This window comes from Sulfobacillus thermosulfidooxidans DSM 9293, from assembly GCF_900176145.1.
GTDB lineage: Bacteria > Bacillota > Sulfobacillia > Sulfobacillales > Sulfobacillaceae > Sulfobacillus > Sulfobacillus thermosulfidooxidans.
In genome coordinates this window covers 1,049,366-1,068,729 of sequence record NZ_FWWY01000001.1, presented here as the reverse complement: position 1 = coordinate 1,068,729, position 19,364 = coordinate 1,049,366, and the positions used below count along the sequence as shown (strand labels likewise).

At 49.7% G+C, this 19,364-nt stretch carries 20 protein-coding genes, 3 tRNA genes and 1 other RNA gene; 20 read left to right on the top strand and 4 right to left on the bottom strand.

The genetic code is table 11. From position 1 onward, the window contains the following. The first annotated feature begins 50 nt into the window (after positions 1-50). The 4 genes from B8987_RS05590 to lipB are packed head-to-tail and all read left to right on the top strand — an operon-like array spanning position 51 to position 4,047. Positions 51-1,034 carry an alpha-ketoacid dehydrogenase subunit beta gene (locus B8987_RS05590; protein WP_084661878.1) on the top strand — a complete coding sequence of 328 codons (984 nt, stop codon included), beginning with the start codon at positions 51-53 and terminating at the stop codon, positions 1,032-1,034. 42 nt (positions 1,035-1,076) lie between these two features. Then, positions 1,077-2,408, top strand: coding sequence for a dihydrolipoamide acetyltransferase family protein (locus B8987_RS05585; protein ID WP_084660941.1), 1,332 nt, complete (start codon positions 1,077-1,079; stop codon positions 2,406-2,408). 59 nt (positions 2,409-2,467) lie between these two features. Continuing rightward, positions 2,468-3,364, top strand: coding sequence for a lipoyl synthase (gene lipA / locus B8987_RS05580; protein WP_020374954.1), 897 nt, complete (start codon positions 2,468-2,470; stop codon positions 3,362-3,364). Further along, on the top strand, positions 3,361-4,047 hold the full coding sequence (lipB, locus tag B8987_RS05575; RefSeq protein WP_020374953.1) for a lipoyl(octanoyl) transferase LipB: 687 nt from the start codon (positions 3,361-3,363) through the stop codon (positions 4,045-4,047). The genes lipA and lipB overlap by 4 nt, the downstream gene beginning before the upstream one ends. 371 nt (positions 4,048-4,418) lie before the next feature. Here lipB and B8987_RS19840 read toward each other — a convergent pair whose 3' ends face one another. Next, the gene (locus B8987_RS19840; protein ID WP_020374951.1) at positions 4,419-4,556 is read right to left on the bottom strand and encodes a hypothetical protein; all 138 of its coding nucleotides are present in this window, start codon (positions 4,554-4,556) and stop codon (positions 4,419-4,421) included. Between the two features lie 291 nt (positions 4,557-4,847). Here B8987_RS19840 and B8987_RS05565 point away from each other — a divergent pair. The 12 genes from B8987_RS05565 to gltX all read left to right on the top strand — a co-directional run bounded on the left by B8987_RS05565 (position 4,848) and on the right by gltX (position 11,044). After that, positions 4,848-4,923 (top strand) — tRNA-Arg (locus B8987_RS05565). After that, positions 4,891-5,394 (top strand): tRNA adenosine(34) deaminase TadA, encoded by a 504-nt coding sequence (tadA, locus tag B8987_RS05560; RefSeq protein WP_242823765.1) that lies wholly within the window; start codon positions 4,891-4,893, stop codon positions 5,392-5,394. The genes B8987_RS05565 and tadA overlap by 33 nt, the downstream gene beginning before the upstream one ends. A gap of 31 nt (positions 5,395-5,425) precedes the next feature. Then, positions 5,426-5,519, top strand: a tRNA-Ser gene (locus tag B8987_RS05555). A 15-nt stretch (positions 5,520-5,534) separates the two neighbouring features. Next, a tRNA-Ser gene (locus tag B8987_RS05550) sits at positions 5,535-5,628 on the top strand. 53 nt (positions 5,629-5,681) lie between these two features. Next, an RNA gene (ffs, locus tag B8987_RS05545) (signal recognition particle sRNA small type) lies at positions 5,682-5,781 on the top strand. A 46-nt stretch (positions 5,782-5,827) separates the two neighbouring features. Next, the gene (dnaX, locus tag B8987_RS05540; RefSeq protein WP_020374950.1) at positions 5,828-7,492 is read left to right on the top strand and encodes a DNA polymerase III subunit gamma/tau; all 1,665 of its coding nucleotides are present in this window, start codon (positions 5,828-5,830) and stop codon (positions 7,490-7,492) included. Between the two features lies 1 nt (position 7,493). After that, positions 7,494-7,823: a YbaB/EbfC family nucleoid-associated protein gene (locus tag B8987_RS05535; protein WP_020374949.1), complete on the top strand. Its 330-nt coding sequence runs from the start codon at positions 7,494-7,496 to the stop codon at positions 7,821-7,823. A gap of 2 nt (positions 7,824-7,825) precedes the next feature. Further along, positions 7,826-8,422: a recombination mediator RecR gene (gene recR / locus B8987_RS05530; protein WP_020374948.1), complete on the top strand. Its 597-nt coding sequence runs from the start codon at positions 7,826-7,828 to the stop codon at positions 8,420-8,422. 55 nt (positions 8,423-8,477) lie between these two features. Beyond that, the gene (locus B8987_RS05525) at positions 8,478-8,768 is read left to right on the top strand and encodes a hypothetical protein (RefSeq protein WP_020374947.1); all 291 of its coding nucleotides are present in this window, start codon (positions 8,478-8,480) and stop codon (positions 8,766-8,768) included. 58 nt (positions 8,769-8,826) lie between these two features. Continuing rightward, positions 8,827-9,024: a hypothetical protein gene (locus B8987_RS05520; RefSeq protein ID WP_020374946.1), complete on the top strand. Its 198-nt coding sequence runs from the start codon at positions 8,827-8,829 to the stop codon at positions 9,022-9,024. Between the two features lie 193 nt (positions 9,025-9,217). Continuing rightward, entirely contained in the window at positions 9,218-9,496 is a 279-nt protein-coding gene (locus B8987_RS05515) for a pro-sigmaK processing inhibitor BofA family protein (RefSeq protein WP_020374945.1), read from the top strand. Positions 9,497-9,586: 90 nt separating this feature from the next. Then, complete coding sequence (gene gltX, locus B8987_RS05510) at positions 9,587-11,044, top strand: glutamate--tRNA ligase (protein WP_020374944.1); 1,458 nt, start codon at positions 9,587-9,589, stop codon at positions 11,042-11,044. On the opposite strand, the gene selD is transcribed toward gltX, so the two are convergent. Next, a complete protein-coding gene (gene selD / locus B8987_RS05505) occupies positions 11,028-12,050 on the bottom strand; it encodes a selenide, water dikinase SelD (protein WP_081503300.1) in 1,023 nt (340 codons plus the stop codon). The genes gltX and selD overlap by 17 nt on opposite strands. Positions 12,051-12,291: 241 nt before the next feature. Here selD and B8987_RS05500 point away from each other — a divergent pair, with 241 nt between their 5' ends. The 3 genes from B8987_RS05500 (at position 12,292) to B8987_RS05490 (ending at position 16,700) form a co-directional block, all read left to right on the top strand. After that, positions 12,292-13,839, top strand: coding sequence for a peptidoglycan-binding protein (locus B8987_RS05500; protein WP_020374942.1), 1,548 nt, complete (start codon positions 12,292-12,294; stop codon positions 13,837-13,839). A gap of 155 nt (positions 13,840-13,994) precedes the next feature. Next, entirely contained in the window at positions 13,995-15,164 is a 1,170-nt protein-coding gene (locus B8987_RS05495; RefSeq protein WP_020374941.1) for a class I SAM-dependent rRNA methyltransferase, read from the top strand. A gap of 129 nt (positions 15,165-15,293) precedes the next feature. After that, on the top strand, positions 15,294-16,700 hold the full coding sequence (locus B8987_RS05490; RefSeq protein WP_020374940.1) for an MFS transporter: 1,407 nt from the start codon (positions 15,294-15,296) through the stop codon (positions 16,698-16,700). A gap of 111 nt (positions 16,701-16,811) precedes the next feature. Here B8987_RS05490 and erpA read toward each other — a convergent pair whose 3' ends face one another. Both erpA and B8987_RS05480 read right to left on the bottom strand, forming a co-directional pair. Then, positions 16,812-17,177 (bottom strand): iron-sulfur cluster insertion protein ErpA, encoded by a 366-nt coding sequence (gene erpA, locus B8987_RS05485; RefSeq protein WP_242823764.1) that lies wholly within the window; start codon positions 17,175-17,177, stop codon positions 16,812-16,814. Between the two features lie 183 nt (positions 17,178-17,360). Beyond that, a complete protein-coding gene (locus tag B8987_RS05480) occupies positions 17,361-17,828 on the bottom strand; it encodes a MarR family winged helix-turn-helix transcriptional regulator (protein ID WP_020374938.1) in 468 nt (155 codons plus the stop codon). Positions 17,829-18,161: 333 nt separating this feature from the next. On the opposite strand from B8987_RS05480, the gene B8987_RS05475 reads away from it, so the two are divergent. Beyond that, on the top strand, positions 18,162-19,352 hold the full coding sequence (locus tag B8987_RS05475) for a 3-hydroxyacyl-CoA dehydrogenase (protein ID WP_084660940.1): 1,191 nt from the start codon (positions 18,162-18,164) through the stop codon (positions 19,350-19,352). Positions 19,353-19,364 lie beyond the last annotated feature (12 nt).

Here is a 19,364-nt window from a genome sequence, read left to right as displayed (position 1 = left end):
GGGTAGCCCCGGCGAAATAGGGAAATGGGTTCATGATGCCGGGAGTCACAATGGCAGTGATGAGTTATTTAGAAGCAATCCGGGAAACGTTACGACAAGAAATGCGTCGGGACAGCCGCATTATCATTTATGGAGAAGATGTGGGTATACGCGGTGGCGTGTTTCGAGTTACCGAAGGATTGCAAAAAGAATTTGGAGAAGACCGGGTTATCGACTCTCCGCTGGCGGAAGCGGCTATCGTCGGAACGGCTATTGGCGCCGCGGTCAACGGGTTGAGACCTATCCCTGAGATTCAGTTTGCCGACTTTATTTTTCCTGCCATGAACCAAATTGTTCAGGAAGCAGCGCGTATTCGTTACCGCTCGAATGGAGCCTTTGGAGTGCCCATGGTCATTCGTGCGCCTTTTGGAGGCGGAGTGCACGGTGCCTTATACCATTCGCAGAGTGTCGAAGCCTTTTTTGCGCATGTGCCGGGACTAAAAGTAGTCATCCCGAGCACCCCCTATGATGCTAAAGGTTTGTTAGCGGCAGCGATTGAAGATGAAGATCCCGTGCTCTACTTTGAGCACAAGGCCGCCTACCGCTCGCTAAAAGGGGAAGTGCCCGAGGAACGATATTTAATTCCTATTGGCAAGGCCGATCTCAAACGAACAGGAAAAGATCTGTCCATCATTACCTACGGGTTAACCGTCACCTATGCTTTGAAAGCAGCGGAAACCCTAGAGCAGGAAGGCATTTCGGTCGAAGTCCTCGATTTGCGCACGATCCGACCTTTGGACGTGGAAATGATATTGGATACGGCCAAGAAAACAGGAAAAGTGCTCATTGTTCATGAAGACAATTTAACCGGGGGCGTCGGCGGTGAAGTGAGTGCGCTGATCGCCGAGCATGCCTTGTTCTATCTGGACGCACCCATCAGACGGCTAGCGGGTCCCGATGTACCAGCCATGCCCTATAGTCCGCCGTTAGAGCACGCCTTTATGGTGACGACTGATAAAATTACCGAGGCCGCGAGAGATTTAGCGAAATTTTAACCAGGATCGGACTCACGACCTTGGAATGCAAGGAGGAGAACAATGGCAGAAGTCGTATTGATGCCGCAATTAGGGGAGTCTGTAACTGAAGGGACGATCGGACGGTGGTTAAAAAAAGTGGGGGATCCGGTCGAAAAATACGAGTCGTTGCTTGAAGTATTGACGGACAAAGTCAATGCCGAGGTTCCGGCTCCCGTTGGCGGCACCGTCAGCAAAATTTTGGTGGAAGAGGGTCAAACCGTTGCCGTAGGGACGCCCATTTGTGAAATTACGGTCGAGGGAGAAGAGACAGGCGATCATAGCGCTACGGCAAACACCCAGCCAGCAGCATCTCCATCTCAAGAGGATAGCACACCAAAGAAGGCCGTTTTGTCCGCTGCGACCACTGTGGAGAATACGGAGGGTGCTAGTGAATCATTACGGGGACGGTATTCTCCTGCGGTGCGTCGGCTGGCGATGGAAAATCACATTAATCCCGATACCATTACCGGTTCAGGGGCCAAAGGCCGGGTCACTCGTCAAGATATCTTAAATGCGGTGGCCAAACAAGCTGAGGCGCCCAAGGTAACCCCCAGTGAACACGAAGAACCCAGGGCCCAGAAGCCTGCATCGCCACCGCCTGCACCCGCTCCGGGAACCGTTTCCGTCGTCAATGGCGCTCCCGCCGTCATAGATCCGGAAGATGAGATTGTCCCACTCTCCTCTATCCGCAAGGTCATTGCCGAGCGAATGGTGCGGTCCAAGACAACCGTTCCCCATGCCTGGTTGATGATGGAGGTCGATGTGAGTGGCCTCGTGGCTTTGCGCGAGCAGTTGAAGGAGGAATTCAAGGCTAAAGAAGGGGTATCCTTAACCTACATGCCATTTATGCTGCGCGCCGTGGTCCAAGCGCTTAAAGCGGTTCCGGAAATGAATGCGCAATGGAATGGCGACAGCATTGTGATGAAAAAGCGGATTAACATCGGCATGGCTACCGCCACGGACCGCGGTTTAGTGGTTCCGGTGATTAAGGATGCGGACCAAAAGAATATTGTGGGATTAGCTAAAGCGTCGCAAGATCTCGTCAAGCGGGCCCGGGCTGGGCGCCTGACCATGGATGATTTGACAGGGGGCACTTTTACTGTCGACAATACCGGAGCGATTGGGACCGTCTTAACCTATCCTATTATTAACGCACCGGAAGTCGGAATCATTACTATGGAATCGATTGTCAAACGCCCGGTGGTGATTCAGGACATGGTGGCGATTCGCCCCATGATGAATATCTGCATCTCCTTTGACCACCGGGTTGTGGATGGGGCTGAAGCTGGAAAATTTGTCCGATTGGTCAAAGAAAACCTCGAGGCCATTGGCCCATCCACATCGATATATTAAGATGAGCAGGTAGACACTGGCTGGAAGACGAGGGATTTACGGAAAGGAGGTCCGAAGACATGGAACCATTACCGTTACACTCGGACCGCAAAGCGCCATCGAAACCTTTGCCACCGTGGCTGAAAGTCCGGTTGACACAGGGAAAAAATTATCTCGATTTGAAAAACCTGATGCGCGAACAGACACTGCACACGGTCTGTGAAGAAGCGTTATGCCCCAATATTTACGAATGCTGGGAAAGCCGAACGGCAACATTCTTGATTCTCGGGGATATTTGTACCCGTAACTGCGGATTTTGTGCCATTACCACAGGCCGACCTACTCATCTCGACTGGGAAGAACCGAAGCGGGTGGCTGATACGGTGGAACACATGGGACTTCGACATGTGGTGATTACCTCGGTGACCCGTGATGATGTAGAAGATGGGGGTGCTGCCATTTTTGCAGCAACCATCGAGGCGATTCGGGAGCGGGTGCCAGGCTGCAGTATCGAGGTTCTGACCCCCGACTTTATGGGAAATTGGGATGCGTTACAAACGGTGGTCAAAGCGCGTCCGGAAATCTTTAACCATAATACGGAAACTGTTCCCCGTTTATACCGACATGTCCGTCCCAAAGCCCAGTATGAACGAACCATGGAATTCTTACGCCGGATTAAAGACCAGGACCCGACCATTGTCACCAAGTCCGGAATAATGGTGGGACTTGGAGAGACACGTGAAGAAATCCATCAAGTGTTTGTGGATATGCGTGCCAATCACGTCGACGTACTGACGGTGGGGCAATATTTAAGGCCGGATATGAAGCATTTGCCCGTAGAGCGTTACTACACGCCGGAAGAATTTGCCGAGATTAAAGAGGAAGCCTTAGCATTAGGATTTGCGCATGTGGAATCGGGACCTTTGGTTCGTAGTTCCTACCATGCCGCATCTCAAGTTCCTGAGGTCAGTCGATGAATTCCGGAGTTCTGGTTGATCTCGGCAAGATGGAATATCTGAAGGCGTGGGATGTGCAGCGCCGTATCGGCCAAGCGCTGTTTCAAAACCAAATCCCCGATGTCCTCTTGCTTGTTGAGCATCCTCCGGTCTATACGCTCGGCAAAGGCGCTCACGGATCGTATCAAAACTTGGTCTGGGATGAAGCCAAACGCGCCCAGGAAGGCATTACGTTTGTCGAGGTCGACCGTGGAGGGGATATCACCTACCACGGCCCAGGCCAATTGGTCGGGTATCCGATTTTAAATCTGACCCGCTACGGCCGTGACCTCCACCAGTATTTACGCAATCTGGAAGAAGCGTTGATTAGGGCTCTAGGAGACTTTGGCATCACGGCGGGGAGATTTCCGCCTAATACGGGTGTTTGGGTAGGCGACGAAAAAATTGCAGCGATTGGTGTCAAAGCGAGCCGTTGGATTACGCAGCATGGTTTCGCCTTAAATGTTGCGCCTAATCTTGAACATTTTTCTGGCATCATTCCCTGTGGTATCCAGGATAAGGGTGTGACGTCTATGGAAAAAGTATTGGGCAAACATGTCACATTAGATGAGGTGAAACCCATCGTCGTTCAACATCTCTCTTCGGTCTTTCAGATTGATTTTGACCCGGTGTCGTTATCCTCACTCATCGATTATGCCTCCTAATTATTGAAGAGAGTGAATAAACCGCCTGTTGATTACGACAGGCGGTTTTTATATGCCGGGGGCCCGAGCGCTCTTGAGCCGGTATGAGGCTGAAGATAAGAAGCCATAACGAAGATGGGAAAGACTGCGTTACACCGTGGATTGTTACCATGATATGAAAAAAATGGAGACGGTCATTGGGAATCGAACCCAACCAATCTCTACCCGAGACTGCCAACCGGTTTGCAGCCGGTGGGGAACCCAGTTCCATGACCGTCATTCATAATCTGTATTACGAGTATTATAATATGCATGAATAGAATAACACGAGATGAGACCAGAAAAAATAGCCCAACCGTATGACGGTGGGCTTTGAAAATTTCTCCGGCAGTTTAGGATAATTTGAGATGTTCTTTGAGACTACGAATTTGAAAGCCGATTACGACATGTTGCTGTCCGTCATCGTCTTCAATGACCGTGGTCGGAGTCGCTTGTGAACCTAAGGCCACGACTTCATCGATGTAGGACACATTATGGCGAATGTTGCGCTCTTCAAACTCAACATGCTGTTGGGAAAGCCACGCTTTCTCCTCGGTACACGCGTGTCAGCCCGGTTGCGTATAAACAATCACTTTCATCATGGATCCTCCTTATAAGTTCCCCATATTATAAAAAAAGATAACGTGTAAACGCGAGATACTTGCACGATACCGTGTTTTTCATAAAATGTCGATGCCCTGGGCCAGAAACATCTCAGCACCTTGTCTTGACACAAACAGTGAGGCCCGGTAATATTAATCGTTGTGCAAGGTCAAGAATCTGCGCCCGTAGCTCAGGGGATAGAGCAGAGGTTTCCTAAACCTTGTGTCGGTGGTTCGAGTCCTCCCGGGCGCACCAAAAAATGGGGATTGTGTCACGCTAGATTATGAACCCTTTATGGAGCTGGCCCTACAGGAAGCCAAAAACGCCGCTCAATCGGGGGAAGTCCCGGTTGGAGCGGTCTTAATTCGCGAAGACGGTACGGTTCTAGCAAAAAACCATAACCGTCGAGAACAGGACCACGATCCCACGGCGCATGCCGAGTTATTGGTCATTCGCGAAGCGGCCCAAAAATTGGGTGGATGGCGACTTAATGGAACCACATTGCTGGTTACCCTTGAGCCTTGTATAATGTGTGCAGGAGCGATTATCTTGAGCCGGATTGACCGGCTGATTTATGCCACACCTGATCCGAAAGGTGGGGCGGTGCATAGCTTATATCAGACGTTAAGTGATGCGCGATTAAATCATCAAGTTGAAGTGATTTCAGGTCTTCAACAAGAAGCGGCACAAAATCTTTTGCGAGAATTTTTTCGTGCCCGGCGGTAACCAGATCGCCAACGCAAATTGAATAGAGCGTGGAGAGGTGTCTGAGTTGGTCGAAGGAGCCCGACTCGAAATCGGGTAGGCGGTTTAACCCCGTCTCGTGGGTTCGAATCCCACCCTCTCCGCCACGAATTATTTAACCTGGAGGGGTGGCCGAGCGGTTTAAGGCGCACGCCTGGAAAGCGTGTTGGTGGGCCAAATCCTGCCTCGAGGGTTCGAATCCCTCCTCCTCCGCCATTAATCACATGAGAAATTGGGAATGGTATTTGCGTAGGCCATGGAGCCGCATCGATTGGGTCCCGCGCGGACAACACCTGTGAACCCCGTCAGGCCCGGAAGGGAGCAGCGGTAAGCGGGAACGTTGTGGTGCCGCGGAGTCGCCTGATCGGTGCCGCCCTGTGGCCTCAATCTTTTCATTCGGGGAAGGGGGCTCTTGGTGGCACACCAAGCACTATACCGAATTTATCGGCCTCGGTCATTTGACGAGGTAATCGGGCAAAGTCGGGTGGTTGAGACTTTGCGTCAAGCGGTGCGCCAGTCTCGCCTTACCCACGCCTATTTATTTGCTGGCCCCCGCGGAACGGGCAAGACGAGTGTCGCCCGTATTTTAGCCAAGGCGATTCAATGTGAAGCCTTGACCGAGGAGGGAGAACCGTGTCTTCAGTGTTCGGCATGTATAGCCGTCGAAAAGGGCCAGCACTTGGATGTTCTGGAAATTGACGCGGCTTCTAATCGTGGAATTGATGAAATTCGGGAAATTAAAGAGCGCATTGATCAATCGCCGGTTATGGGACGCTACCGGATTTATATTATTGACGAAGTCCATATGCTCACGACCGAAGCGTTTAACGCCTTACTCAAGACGCTGGAAGAACCACCTCCGCATGTGATTTTTGTCTTGGCGACGACTGAGCCCCAAAAGCTTCCGGTAACCGTCTTGTCCCGCTGCCAACGCTATGAATTTCAGCGCTTGACGGTGGGGTTAATCGAGGAGCGGATTAGGCAAGTTATTGCAGAAGAACACGTGCAGGTTGAACCGGCAGCACTCGAACTCATTGCGGAATATGCCGATGGCGCCATGCGAGATGCCTTGAGTTTGCTTGATCAAACCATTGCGGTAAGCGGCAAAAACATTACCTACCAAACCGTCAGCGAACTGGTGGGTACTGTGGAACCGATCATGATGGAACAGATTATGACGGCTTTAACATCGCCGACGGATTTAGGCGATGTGATGCGGACATTGGATGACATTTACCGCCAAGGTAAAGATTACCGCACTGTGTTACGCAGTATTGCGCAACAGATTCGTGACATCGTTATTTGGCGCCAGGCGGGAAAAGATCTCTTTCCTCAATACCGCCGGGAATGGCTTGAACAACTGGACGCGAGGCTGCCTGCCAAAATTTCGGCTGCGTCGTGGTTTCATGCTTTAGAACTGTTAGCAGAAGCGGATACCCGTCTGCGTAGTGGATTTCCTGCGCAGTTATCGGTGGAATTGGCGCTATTGAAAATTCGAGAAGAATTAGCTTATCCGACAGAGCCCTCTTCCGTGCAAGAGGAAAGAGAGAGGGCGCATCGTGTGACCTCGCCACCCAAAGCTGCACCGGTTGTTTATGCGGAAGAAGCGGTCCATAATCCCGAACGAGTTTCGAGCGCTCCGAAGTCGTCAGCCGACAAAAACCATGACAATGACGTCGCTCCCATCGATTCTCAAGACATGAGTCAAGATGAGCGTCTAAAGCTGTTTTTGGAAGCGATTCGTCAAGAACGGCCGTCCACCTATGCTTTATTACAAGAAGCCCGCCTTCAAGTGACGCCAAAGGCGCTCGAAGTGATCTTTTCCTTTCCGGCCCATCGTGATTTAATGATGGCATCACATCATAAAGCGTTATTAGAGCAAGTGTTGCACAAGGTTTATGGGCCCGAAATGCAGTATTATTTATTGGTAGGCAATGAGCGTCCTGTGATGGTGTCTAAACCCACTGCACCACCATTATCGCAAAATGATCGTGCAGCTCTTGTCGATGAAATTCGATCATGGTTCGGTGCCGAACTTCCGGTAAAGAATATCGAGGAATCCAACGAAGGAGGACAATAACATGGGATTTAATGCCAATAACATGCAGAAGATGATGAAGCAAGTGCAGAAAATGCAACAAGATATGGCGCGGGTCCAAGAAGAGTTACAGCATGAAATGGTGGAAGTGGAGACAGGCGGAGTGGTCAAAGCGGTCTTTAACGGACATGGGGAAATTCAATCGATCACCATCCAACCGGAGGCTGTGGATCCGAGCGATGTAGAAATGCTGCAAGATTTAATATTGGCGGCTGTGCGGGAAGGGCAGAAAAAGTCTCAAGAACTGGCCAGCAGCCGGTTAAACGATGTGACTAAGGGTATGAATCTACCGAATATTCCCGGGCTCATGTAGAGATGATTTATCCAGAACCTATTCAAGATCTTATCAGCCAATTAGCCAAATTGCCCGGGGTAGGTCCCAAGACCGCCCAGCGTTTGGCTTTTTTTCTGTTAAATATGCCTCAAGGTGAGGCCGAATTATTAGCCACCGCGATTGTGAATGCTCGGACCAAAATTCGGTACTGTTCTGTCTGTTTTAATTTTACCGACACCGATCCCTGTGCTATTTGTCGAAATAATGCTCGCGATAACCGGATTATTATGGTCGTGGAACAGCCCAAAGACGTCGTGGCAATGGAGAAAACACGGGAATTTAAAGGGCGCTATCACGTGCTCCATGGGGCCATTTCTCCGATGGAGGGCATAGGACCTGACGATCTGCGCATCAAAGAATTGTTGATGCGCATCCAGGCAACTCCCCCGCAGGAAATTGTGTTGGCTACTAGCTCTAGTTTGGAAGGGGAAGCGACGGCCCTATATTTGGGACGCTTGTTAAAGCCGATGGGGTTTAAAGTAACCCGTATTGCCCGCGGGTTGCCGATGGGTGGCGACCTTGACTATACCGACGAAGTGACATTGCTCAAAGCCTTAGAAGGACGACAAGAAGTCTAATTGTGAGACACCCCCCGCAGATTTTTGGCATATTATGCCGTATGGGGGCGATGTTATGGGTGATGTCTTTCTGACCTTGTTTGAGTGGGTAGATTTAGGTGTCGAAACGATGGTCCTGATCATCTTGGTGCAAGGGTACCGCAAGAAATATTTAATTGTGCGCACACTGTGGTGGATTCGCGCTCGCTACCGGCAATTATGGATAGAAAAGTTTATTCATGCTGCGCAAGCTGCGGGCGTGGAACATCCTGTGGACCGGTTAAAAGAGGTCATCCAACAAGTGGGTCAACCCCTGTCCCAAGCGGAACTCACGTATGCGGAGCTTGTGGCTCAATCCAAAGATTGATGTTAATGACTGCCAAATTTGAATGGTGACGCATACCCTAGCACAGGGGGCAATCATCATGATGAGACGAAATCGACAGGATTTCACGCATCCCGGTTGGGACGAAAACGAATTACGGGATGTGTCCAAAAAGTGGGGATGGGATGTGCTTGGCCACACCAAAGAGTTCCAAGGTTTGTCCTTGCCAAACCCTGAGGATTATTACCCATCTGAGGTCAAGAAATATCATCATTATTGCCGGCGCGCTAAATCCTAAGGGCCGTTCTCTTCTCGTCGGCAGCTAAGATATAATTCCTCAGGCCAGGTCATGTCATCCCCCAAAATTTTGAGAGGACCTGTGCTAGGAACTGGGGGTTCTAAGCATGTCCTTTTAGGCATATCTATAATGTTAGCCAAATAACCCGGCGTTATGGTCTCCTGCGATTCTTAAATAAAAAGGGGCTAGAGATATGCAAGGACTGTTGGCCACAGGTTTTATTCTTCTCGTTCTCGTCATATTAGGACGAGCTATCTGGGCGATTTTGACCAGAGGCTTTTTGAAGCCGTCGTGGCGCCGATTTGCTATACGGGGAGTGGCAGGGGCTTCACTGATCGGGGCGTGGAATGTCATCGCGTCGTGGACGGGACTTGGGCATATTGGTTTCAATATCCTGACCTTGGCGGTCACAGGAGTTCTTGGCGTGCCGGGATTACTTTCATTAGTGACAATCCGGTACGGACTTTCTTGACCCGCTGTAAGTCCTTAGCTACACTTAACGCATGTCATAATTATCAAGAGAGCGGCTTGTTCTTAGCAAAGCTTTTCAGGAGGGACACACGTGGTTAGGGTACGTTATGCGCCGAGTCCCACTGGTACCTTACATATCGGTGGGGCCAGAACGGCGCTCTTTAATTATTTATTTGCGAAGCATCATCATGGACGCTTTATCTTGCGAGTGGAAGATACCGACCGGGCACGTTTAGTGCCGGGCTCCGAAGAGGCCATGATGAAAGGTCTTCGTTCCTTGGGAATTGTTTGGGATGAGGGACCCGATGTGGGAGGCGATTATGGGCCTTACCGGCAATCGGAACGGGTTAAACGGCATCAACAAGCCTTAGAACAACTGCTGGCCCAAGGCTTAGCGTACCGCTGTTATTGTACACCAGAGGAACTCGAGGCGGAGAAAAAACGGCTGGCGACACTCAAATTACCACCCCGGTATAGCGGAAAATGCCGGTTACGCCCGCCTGATGATCCGATTTACCAATCGGATAAACCGTTTGTCGTGCGGATGAAGGTACCAACCGAGGGAGAGACGGTTGTTCACGATTTGATTCGTGGCACCGTCGTCTTTGAGAATCGCATTTTAGATGATTTTGTGTTGGCCAAATCCGATGGAACCCCGGTCTATAATTTTGCGGTGGTCTTAGATGATCATGACATGGGGATTACGCACGTGATCCGGGGAGAAGAACATCTCTCCAATACTCCCAAACAAATTCTTATTTACCAGGCGTTAAATCTGCCCACGCCACAATTTGCGCATGTGCCCATGATTTTAGCTCCAGACCGGTCCAAGTTGTCCAAACGCCACGGCGCGACATCGGTGGAAGAATACCGGCAGCAAGGCATTTTGCCTGAAGCCTTGGTGAATTATCTTTTGCTGTTGGGGTGGTCTGCGCCTGATGAAACAGAAATCATGACGCTCGATCAAGCGGCAAAATGGTTTGATCTTGACCGGGTGCAGCATACGGCCGCCATTTACGATTATAAAAAGCTGGAATGGATGAACAGCCAATACTTGCGGTTGTTACCGATTGACCAGGTTATTGAGTATTTAATGCCTTTTCTTGAAGACCTCCATCTGGATCTGTCTAAGGGCCCAGCCTTACCCGTCGCTGTCGAATTGGTCCGCGAACGCGCTCATACCCTAAAGGAGCTTGCGGAAAGTTTGGTCTTTCTCTATCAACGGCCGACGAGTTTTGATCCCAAAGGAATGGCTAAGCATTTTCACGTCGAGAGCACGCCTGCCCGTTTAAGAACATTGGCAGAGCGCTTACAAGAACTGACGGTATGGGATCACGATCATTTGGTGGCCTTATACGATGAGGAAGCGGCACGCGAAAATATTAAACGGGCCGAACTCATTCATCCCACCCGTTTGGCTGTTACGGGTAAGACGGTAGGACCGGGATTATTTGAACTGCTTGAGGTCTTAGGGCAAAAAGAAACCGTGGCTCGCCTCAAAGAGGTGGCCACGGCTATTGAAGAAGAACGCCTTATCCCAACACCCTAACTTGGGCCGGACCCGGTAACACGCGTCCGATGCGGTAGAGTGGGACGTGCTGATCAGAAAACGTCGCTTCGAACGAGGCGGCGTTTTCTTCTTTGACTGTGAAGAGCAGTCCGCCTGAGGTCACCGCATCGGCCAATAAGGTCAGAATATTGTGATCGAAGCCAGGATCCACCTCAAGATGAGGCGCCACATATTCCAAGTTGCGCCGGCTTCCTGAGGGGAACTTGCCTTGTTGCGCCAATTCCTTGGCCCCCGGAAGGGTCGGCACTGAGGACGCATAAAGTTCAATGGCCACATTGGCACCTTGGGCCATTTCCCACGAGTGTCCGAGCAGTCCAAACCCCGTGACATCGGTGCAAGCCGTGGGATCGCCGACACGTTTGATGGTTTCGCTGGCCTTTTTGTTCAGCGTTAACATCATGGCAATCACCCCATCAATCATTTCTTGGCTGGCTTCCCCGTCTTTGATCGCTTTAATCACCACTCCACTCCCAATGGGTTTGGAAAGATAAAGCACATCACCAGGATGGGCCGTGCTATTGCGCCAAATATGATCGGGATGCACCAAACCCGTCACGGAATACCCCATTTTAGGTTCATTGTCGTCGATAGAATGCCCGCCTAAAAGACGGCATTCGGCTTCATCTAAAATACTCTGTCCCCCGCGCAACATCGCTCCGACTTCTTCTGCTGATAAGACGCCTTCGGGAACCGCCAATAAGTTCAACGCGGTGATCGGAATTCCACCCATGGCATAGACATCGGATAAGGAATTGGCCGCCGCCACTTTCCCAAATAATTCGGGATCGTCCACAACCGGAGTTAAAAAGTCTACGGTTTGAACGAGAGCTTGATCCGGACTTAACCGGTAGATTCCCGCATCATCGTGTGTCTCATTGCCGACCAGGACGTCTTCATCCCGAAACTTGGTAGGCGGGATAAAGCTTAAAGCGCTCGTTAGGTCCTCCGGACCTAATTTGCACCCTCACCCGGATTTGCTCGTCATTTGCGTTAATCGTGGGTGCACCCGGATCACCTCCTCTAAAACCCGCAATTTACCATTGCGGTGAAAATTTTTATAAAGCGGGTTTCCCGCGGCTGAGAAAGAGATTACCTCGCGGAAATGCGCTTCCCGAGTATGATAGCACATCTGACAAGTTTTAGGAGAATCGCTATGGTAAAAGGGTATTTCAATGCTTTCCAAAGATACCAAATCGCGTAAAATATGGCACTTCGGAGGAAATGGAATGAAGATTTTCCCGTTCGTCGCGACCTTGTCCACGGCTTGCTCCTTATTACTCCTGTCTTCTCCCGCCCGTGCCGCATCACAAAGCCCCTCTTTCCTACAGCAAGGCAGTGTGGGCTGGTCGGTGAGTGTTTTGCAGCAAGAACTGCAAGATTTAGGATACAATCCTGGGCCTAGCCGGGGATATTTTAATGCGCAGACTACCTTCGCCCTGGAAGAATTTCAATCACAGGCCCATCTGCAAGTGGATGGGATTCTAGGCCCTTTAACACATAGGGCGTTAATCCGTGCCCTAAAAAGACACTATGACGATATCCAAGCACCGCTCGGTCAAACGGATTTGACATATGGCGATTACGGGCCTGGGGTCGTCACCCTGCAAGGGGATTTAAGCCAGTTGGGCTATAATCCAGGACCCGCGGATGGCGTGTTTAACCGGCAAACAGGACAAGCTGTCATGGCTTTTCAATCGCATGAAGGCCTAGTAGTCGATGAAATTGTGGGTCCCAAAACCTATCAGGCTCTTTGTCAGGCATTAGGTTATTCCTCTGGGTCTAACGCTTCTGGGCCTGTTGCGCCCACGCCTGTCTCTTCGCCTTCATCCCAGGTATCCTCCAGTCCTTGGGTATTAGGCTATTACACGCAATATACACAGACGTCCACCAGTTCTCAAAATAGTTTAGCGCAGCATCTTCATACGATTTCGGCTATTGCTCCCTTATGGTATACGTACCGTGCAAATGGCGAATTAATCAAGCATGGATATCACCGGGCATGGGTCAGAGCGTATGCGCGTGAACATCATATTGCGCTTTATCCTGTTGTCACCAATGCCTACGGCAACGACCGGATTTTAACTAATCAGACTTTGCGTCAACAGATTGTGAATCAATTGGCTGTAATGGCCAGGGAAGATGGATATCAAGGTTACAATATTGATTTTGAAGGATTAAACTACTGGGACGAAGGGCCTTTGACCGCATTTGTCAAAGCGTTATCCGAAAAATTGACGCCGCTGGGCAAAACGGTGACTATTGCGGTGATCCCAAGAACAGCCCAAGATCCGTATAATCGCGCCTATAATTACCAGGCTTTAGCCCCATACGTCAGCAAGATTGTGTTGATGACATATGACTATCACGATATTGGCAGTGCACCAGGACCTGTTGCCCCCATTAATTGGGTGAATCAAGCGATTCAGTATGCAATCGCCCGCGTGAATCCCGAAAAAATTGTACTCGGCTTAGCTGTCTATGGATACAACTGGGCCAGTAATGGACAAACTGTGGAGATTCATGCCAATCAAGCTAGGTCTTTAGCAGCCCAATATGGTGTGCCCATTAAGTGGAATCCCCTCAGCGATGAACCGGACTTTACCTATCAAAGTCAGGGGATTACCCATACCGTCTATTTTGAAAATGGATATAGTGACGCTTTTAAATTGCAATTGGTGAAAAAATATCACTTGGGTGGGGTAGCCATCTGGCGCCTCGGTGATGAAGATCCCCATTTGTGGACGGTTTTATCCCGCATGGGATTTAGCCATTAACGGCTGATCGTTGCCAACGCTCGGAGAAAGCTTCTTCGTCTCCGGGCGTTTTTGTTGTTTGGTGAGGCTAAACGCAAGTGGGCACATGATCCGTGATATGGTCAAAATTGTCCATTTAGGCCTATACTAGCCAAAGATGAATGGAGGCGCTTGATGTGACAGATGTTTTACGGTTAAAACCGGGACCTCACCGGATATTGGAGGGCGCCCCTTGGGCATATCGGGGCGAATTGTATCATTCAAATCTTCAACCGGGTTCGATTGTTGCGCTAGAGGAGTCTAATGGTCGCTTTGTCGGCCGCGGTTTTTTTAATCCCGCATCGCTGATTGCGTTTCGTTTATTGACCCGCAATGTCCATGACGTCATTGATGATCACTGGTTTCAAGCGCGGGTAGGGGAAGCCGCACGGTTGCGTTTTGAGTTATTAAAGGACCGCGAAGCCTACCGGGTGGTAAATTCCGAAGCTGACCAATTGCCTGGGCTTATTGTCGACAAATATGGGCCCATGTTGGTTATGGAAATTTTAAGTCTAGGACTTCAACCCTTTCGCCAAGCGATTGTTGAAGCCCTGGTGGACATCTATCATCCTCAAGGGATTTATGAACGTGGCGATGTGGCGGTGCGCGCTAAAGAAGGCTTACCGCGCGAAGACCAACTCCTGTATGGTACGCTGGTAAGCCCGGTGACAATTCAGGAAAATGGGGTCAGCTTAACGATTGATGTGGCAGGGGGGCAAAAAACCGGTCACTTTCTTGACCAATATGCGAACCGTAAGCGTACGGCTGAATTGGCTGGGGGCAAAGAGGTCTTTGATGCTTTTTGCCACACCGGAGCTTTTGGCTTACTTTGTGCAAAATATGGGGCAAAGCATGTGATCGGAATTGATATCGACGAAAGGGCTATCGCCCGGGCTCAAGAAAATGCCCGGCAAAACGGTTTGGAACAACACATGGAATTTGTGACGGCTAATGCCTTTGATTGGCTCCGTCAGGAAAGTGATAAGGGGCCGCAATATGATCTTGGGATTTTGGATCCGCCCGCCTTTACCAAATCCAAAGATGCCGTGGCTGGAGCACTTAGAGGATATAAAGAAATTAACCTACGAGGCATGAAGTTGATTAAACCGGGAGGCATCTTAGTCACATCCAGTTGTTCCTATCATATTTCTGAAACCCAGTTTATAGAGGTGATCCGGGATGCGGCCAAAGACGCCAAGCGTCCGGTGAAAATCTTGGAAATTCGTGGTCAAGGACTTGATCATCCGATGGCGCCGGGACTGCCAGAATCGCGTTATCTCAAGTGCCTTGTCTGTGCTGTGGATTAATTGCAAATAGTCTGGGTTTTGTTAATGCAACCTTAACAAGGGCTTAAACCACTCATAATGTGACGGTGGCATGATAAAGCTAAAGAAAATAATTCGTTGACGCCAAGAAGGCGGCAGGAGGAGCTTGAAATGCCATCTGAGTCTACAGGTTTCCAGTCGGCCCTAGATCATGCGAAGTTAAAAGGGGTGCATTGGAAGGTTTGGTTTTTGTCGGCAATGGGGGTTTTTCTCGACGGATTTGATTTGTTTATTATCGGTGTCGCCCTTCCTCTTATTGCTCATCAAATGCACGTGACAAAAACCGGAATTGGACTAATCGGAGCGGCAGCTCCTCTTGGTGCCATGATTGGTGCATTTACTTTGGGACGGTTTACGGATAAGTTGGGTCGAAAAGCGATGTATCTTTTTGACCTGCTTTTTTTTGTCGTCTTTGCTGGGTTATCCGCGTTGTCATGGAATCCCACCTCGTTACTCGTATTTCGGTTCTTGTTAGGCATTGGTATCGGCGCAGACTATCCAATCAGTTCGACGTATGTTTCGGAGTTAATGCCAAAAAAGATTCGTGGACGTATGCTATCGGGAGCCTTTAGTTTTCAGGCGCTCGGTGCGTTATTTGGTGCTGCGGTAGGACTATCGATTCTCATGCTAAACCCCGCACCCGATGCATGGCGGATTATGTTGGCCATCGGGGTCGTGCCAGCTGTGGCGGTGATGATTCTTCGTACCAGTGTTCCCGAAAGTCCCCGGTGGAAGATGGAACACGGGGATGCCGAAGGCGCCCGGGCTTTAGCCGAGGAAATCACTGGACAGAGTATTACCACGGAGAAAACGCATTCGCGAAAAATGGTTTATAAAGATTTGTTTCGTGGTCGTTATTTGACCCGGACAATTTTAGTTACGGTACCATGGTTTTTGATGGATATTGGCCTTTATGGCATCGGAATTTTTACTCCCACCATTTTGTCCGTTATGGCGTTTGCTGGTCATGGGAATTTCATTCACAAAGATATCTTGTCGACACAAGGGGCGATTTTTCTCGACGTCTTCTTGGTGATTGGATTTGCTTTGAGTATCTTGCTGATTGAAAAATTGGGTCGTATCCGGCTTCAGCTTCTCGGCTTTGCGGGTATGGGTATTGCCATGACATTATTGGCTTTTGTAGGGGTTCCTAAGGGTGCTACCGGTTCTTTGACCACGGTGATATTCATTGCTTTTGCCCTCTTTAATCTGGCGGTCAACACCGGACCTAACGCGACCACATGGATTTTACCCACCGAAGTATTTCCCACAAGCCTCAGGGCATCGGGACATGGATTAGCTGCCGCATCGGGAAAATTCGGGGCAGCGGTCGGTATCTTTCTCTTGCCGGTGATTGAGCAAGCGTGGGGATTAGGCTTGACCTTAGGGATGATTGCAGCAGCCTCGTTTTTAGGATTTTTGGTGACGTGGGCCTTTGGATTTGAAACCGCGGGTAAATCCTTGGAGGAAGCGGGCGAGGGTGGTTCAGACCCTCAGTCGCATCAAGTGACCGCGTAGACGAAAAGCCTAGTGAGAAAAAAGCTCACTAGGCTTTTCATCGGGTCTTTTTAGGGACGACCAAAAGGAAAAAAGCCTTCGGATTCCGAAGGCTTTTTTACTATCCTTAGGTTAATGGCTGCACGAGTTGGCTGCTCCCGCATCGTCCTTGGTTCGGAAGGAGTGACCGCAACCACAAGAGGATACGGCGTTGGGGTTTGTGATCGAAAAACCGCCACCCATCATGGAATTGACATAATCGACTTCAATGCCTTCAAGATAAGGCGCACTCTGCGGGTCAATAACAACCTTAATCCCATTGAATTCATACACATTGTCATCTTCTTGAGCCGCATCAAGAGCCATTCCATAGCTAAATCCGCTGCAGCCGCCTTTGCTGACGTAAATTCTTAGCGCCAGATCGGGGTGATCCTTCGATGCCATAAACTCTTTAACCTTGTCCGCTGCCGTCTCAGTCAGGGTAATCAAATGCGTCACCTCCACAACATCAATACAAATTGAGATAGTAATACTGTACCATATTCTTAAAAATTTGATGCGGTCAATTTCGCTAGAACCGGATTTTTATTAAACCGGGTAAAAACCCTTTGTCAACCTATGCCTGAATGGCATGGCCAATTATCTCGCAGATTCGGACGTTAGAGAGGAACGAGGGGTCCTCTATTTCTTTTGGGCTTTTGATTCTTGTTCAAGGCGTTGAAACACGTCGAGCAAATCCGATAGGCCGCGGATGAGGGCGTCGCGCGAGTCCTGGGGTAAGCGTTCAGCAAATCGGGTCACTTGGGCTTGGCGGCGTTCAAACACGAGTTCGGCAAGTTGTTTACCATAAGAGGACAAACGCACGCGGACGACCCGCCTGTCTTGATCGTCGCGCTCGCGCCTCACTAAGTTCATATTGATGAGCCGGTCGACTAAGCGCGTGGCGGCACTTTCCGTTAACCCAAGTTGGTCTGCTAATTCGCCCATTGGCATATTTTTGACCCCATAGAGAGCAAACAGCGCATTCATTTGGGACGGTGTCACCTCAAGGCCTATTAGTTCGCGACTAGCTTCAGCTTCTAGATATTGCATAATGCGCGGAAAGAGTTTTTGAATCTCATCAATAAAGGCCTGAAGCTGACTGTCCATTAAAGTCCCCCCTATATCCTTTCCATTTATTTCATCATAGCAAAGATTTCGCTTATCGATAATAAACTTGCCATTGACAAATATTGCATATAGGCGATATACTGGTCCTGCGCAATGCTATACCTCAAAGGAATGATTGCCATGATCCCGAATTGTCGGAAATATGGGATTTCTAAAACGACACACCGGGACCTTGGCATGTTTTTATACTGAAAGTGGTGACCTGATATTGGGAAATGGGCCACAACAATATCGAGCGGATAGGGCGCTTATCCAAACAATGAGGATGGCAGATAGCCGCTCGTGAAAATATCGCGAAAGGCAGGGCTTTTCATGTACGTGAAAAAAGTTGCCGTGGTGGGGGCAGGAACCATGGGGGCAGATATTGCTTATAGCCTGGCGATGGCCAACATTCCTGTGGTTTTACGAGATGTCGATGAAAATGCTTTGCAAAGGGCTCAAGAACATATTCGCCATGTGATGCAGGGCCGCGTTGACAAAGGGCGGCTCAGTCCCCAAGAAGCGGAGAAACGTTTCGCCCAAATCCGCTTTAGCGCCCAGGACAAGGATCTTTATGATGTGTCAGTGGCGATTGAAGCTGTGCCAGAAAAAATGGCATTAAAACAGCAAGTCTTTCGCGAATTAGACCGGATTTTACCGCCCTTAGCGATTTTAGCGAGTAATACATCAGCACTCAGTATATCAGAAATGGCCAATGCCACCACAAGACCCGAGCGCGTGGCAGGCATGCACTTTTTCTATCCCGCACATACCATGAAGCTCGTCGAAATTATTGCCGGTGACAGTACCGATCAAGATGTCCTGGATACGTTAACCCGTCTGAGTGAAGAATTGCGGAAGATCCCTGTGGTCGTCAAAGAGTGTCCGGGATTTGTCGTCAACCGGATTTTAACGGCATCGATGGCTGAAGTCATGCGCTTTAAAGCGGAGCACCATGTCTCAGCTCACGATATTGATGCCGTGATTACCAAAAATCACTTAGCACCGATGGGACCTTTTGTTTTAGCCGACGCTTTGGGACTCGACATTGCATGGGACGTTGCCAATACCCTGCAAAAGGCGTATGGAGACCGTTTTTATCCCGGACCTGAATTAGGAGAATTAGTCCAACAACATCATTTAGGGGTTAAAACGGGTCAAGGCTTTTACTCCTATACCACGCCTGAGGCTAATGCTTCACTTAAGAGCGCCCCCTTTACTCCCGAACAAGAACACGACCTGATTGACCAATTTACCATGGCCACCTTTATGGAAGCGGCACGGGTGTTTGAAGAAGGGATTGCTAGCGCACGTTCTATAGACATTGCCATGCGAGCAGGCGCGGGTCTTCCCACAGGTCCTTTAGCCCTCGCAGATTCTATGGGTTTAGATGTGGTCTATGAGAAGCTCACAAAAATGACCAAGCGGCTCGGGGAACGCTTTACACCGCCAGCGTCGCTTAAAGAGCGTGTAGAGCGCGGACAACTCGGTGTAAAAACTTCCCGCGGGTACTTTAATTATTAGGTGACAAGCCGA

Excerpts from the sequence above, each read along its gene's own strand:
- B8987_RS05590 (WP_084661878.1), top strand. The coding sequence starts at position 51 with ATGGCAGTGATGAGTTATTTAGAAGCAATCCGGGAAACGTTACGACAA.
- B8987_RS05585 (WP_084660941.1), top strand. The coding sequence starts at position 1,077 with ATGGCAGAAGTCGTATTGATGCCGCAATTAGGGGAGTCTGTAACTGAA.
- lipA (WP_020374954.1), top strand. The coding sequence starts at position 2,468 with ATGGAACCATTACCGTTACACTCGGACCGCAAAGCGCCATCGAAACCT.
- lipB (WP_020374953.1), top strand. The coding sequence starts at position 3,361 with ATGAATTCCGGAGTTCTGGTTGATCTCGGCAAGATGGAATATCTGAAG.
- B8987_RS05535 (WP_020374949.1), top strand. The coding sequence starts at position 7,494 with ATGGGATTTAATGCCAATAACATGCAGAAGATGATGAAGCAAGTGCAG.
- recR (WP_020374948.1), top strand. The coding sequence starts at position 7,826 with ATGATTTATCCAGAACCTATTCAAGATCTTATCAGCCAATTAGCCAAA.
- B8987_RS05525 (WP_020374947.1), top strand. The coding sequence starts at position 8,478 with ATGGGTGATGTCTTTCTGACCTTGTTTGAGTGGGTAGATTTAGGTGTC.
- B8987_RS05520 (WP_020374946.1), top strand. The coding sequence starts at position 8,827 with ATGATGAGACGAAATCGACAGGATTTCACGCATCCCGGTTGGGACGAA.
- B8987_RS05515 (WP_020374945.1), top strand. The coding sequence starts at position 9,218 with ATGCAAGGACTGTTGGCCACAGGTTTTATTCTTCTCGTTCTCGTCATA.
- B8987_RS05500 (WP_020374942.1), top strand. The coding sequence starts at position 12,292 with ATGAAGATTTTCCCGTTCGTCGCGACCTTGTCCACGGCTTGCTCCTTA.
- B8987_RS05490 (WP_020374940.1), top strand. The coding sequence starts at position 15,294 with ATGCCATCTGAGTCTACAGGTTTCCAGTCGGCCCTAGATCATGCGAAG.
- B8987_RS05480 (WP_020374938.1), bottom strand. The coding sequence starts at position 17,828 with ATGGACAGTCAGCTTCAGGCCTTTATTGATGAGATTCAAAAACTCTTT.
- B8987_RS05475 (WP_084660940.1), top strand. The coding sequence starts at position 18,162 with ATGTACGTGAAAAAAGTTGCCGTGGTGGGGGCAGGAACCATGGGGGCA.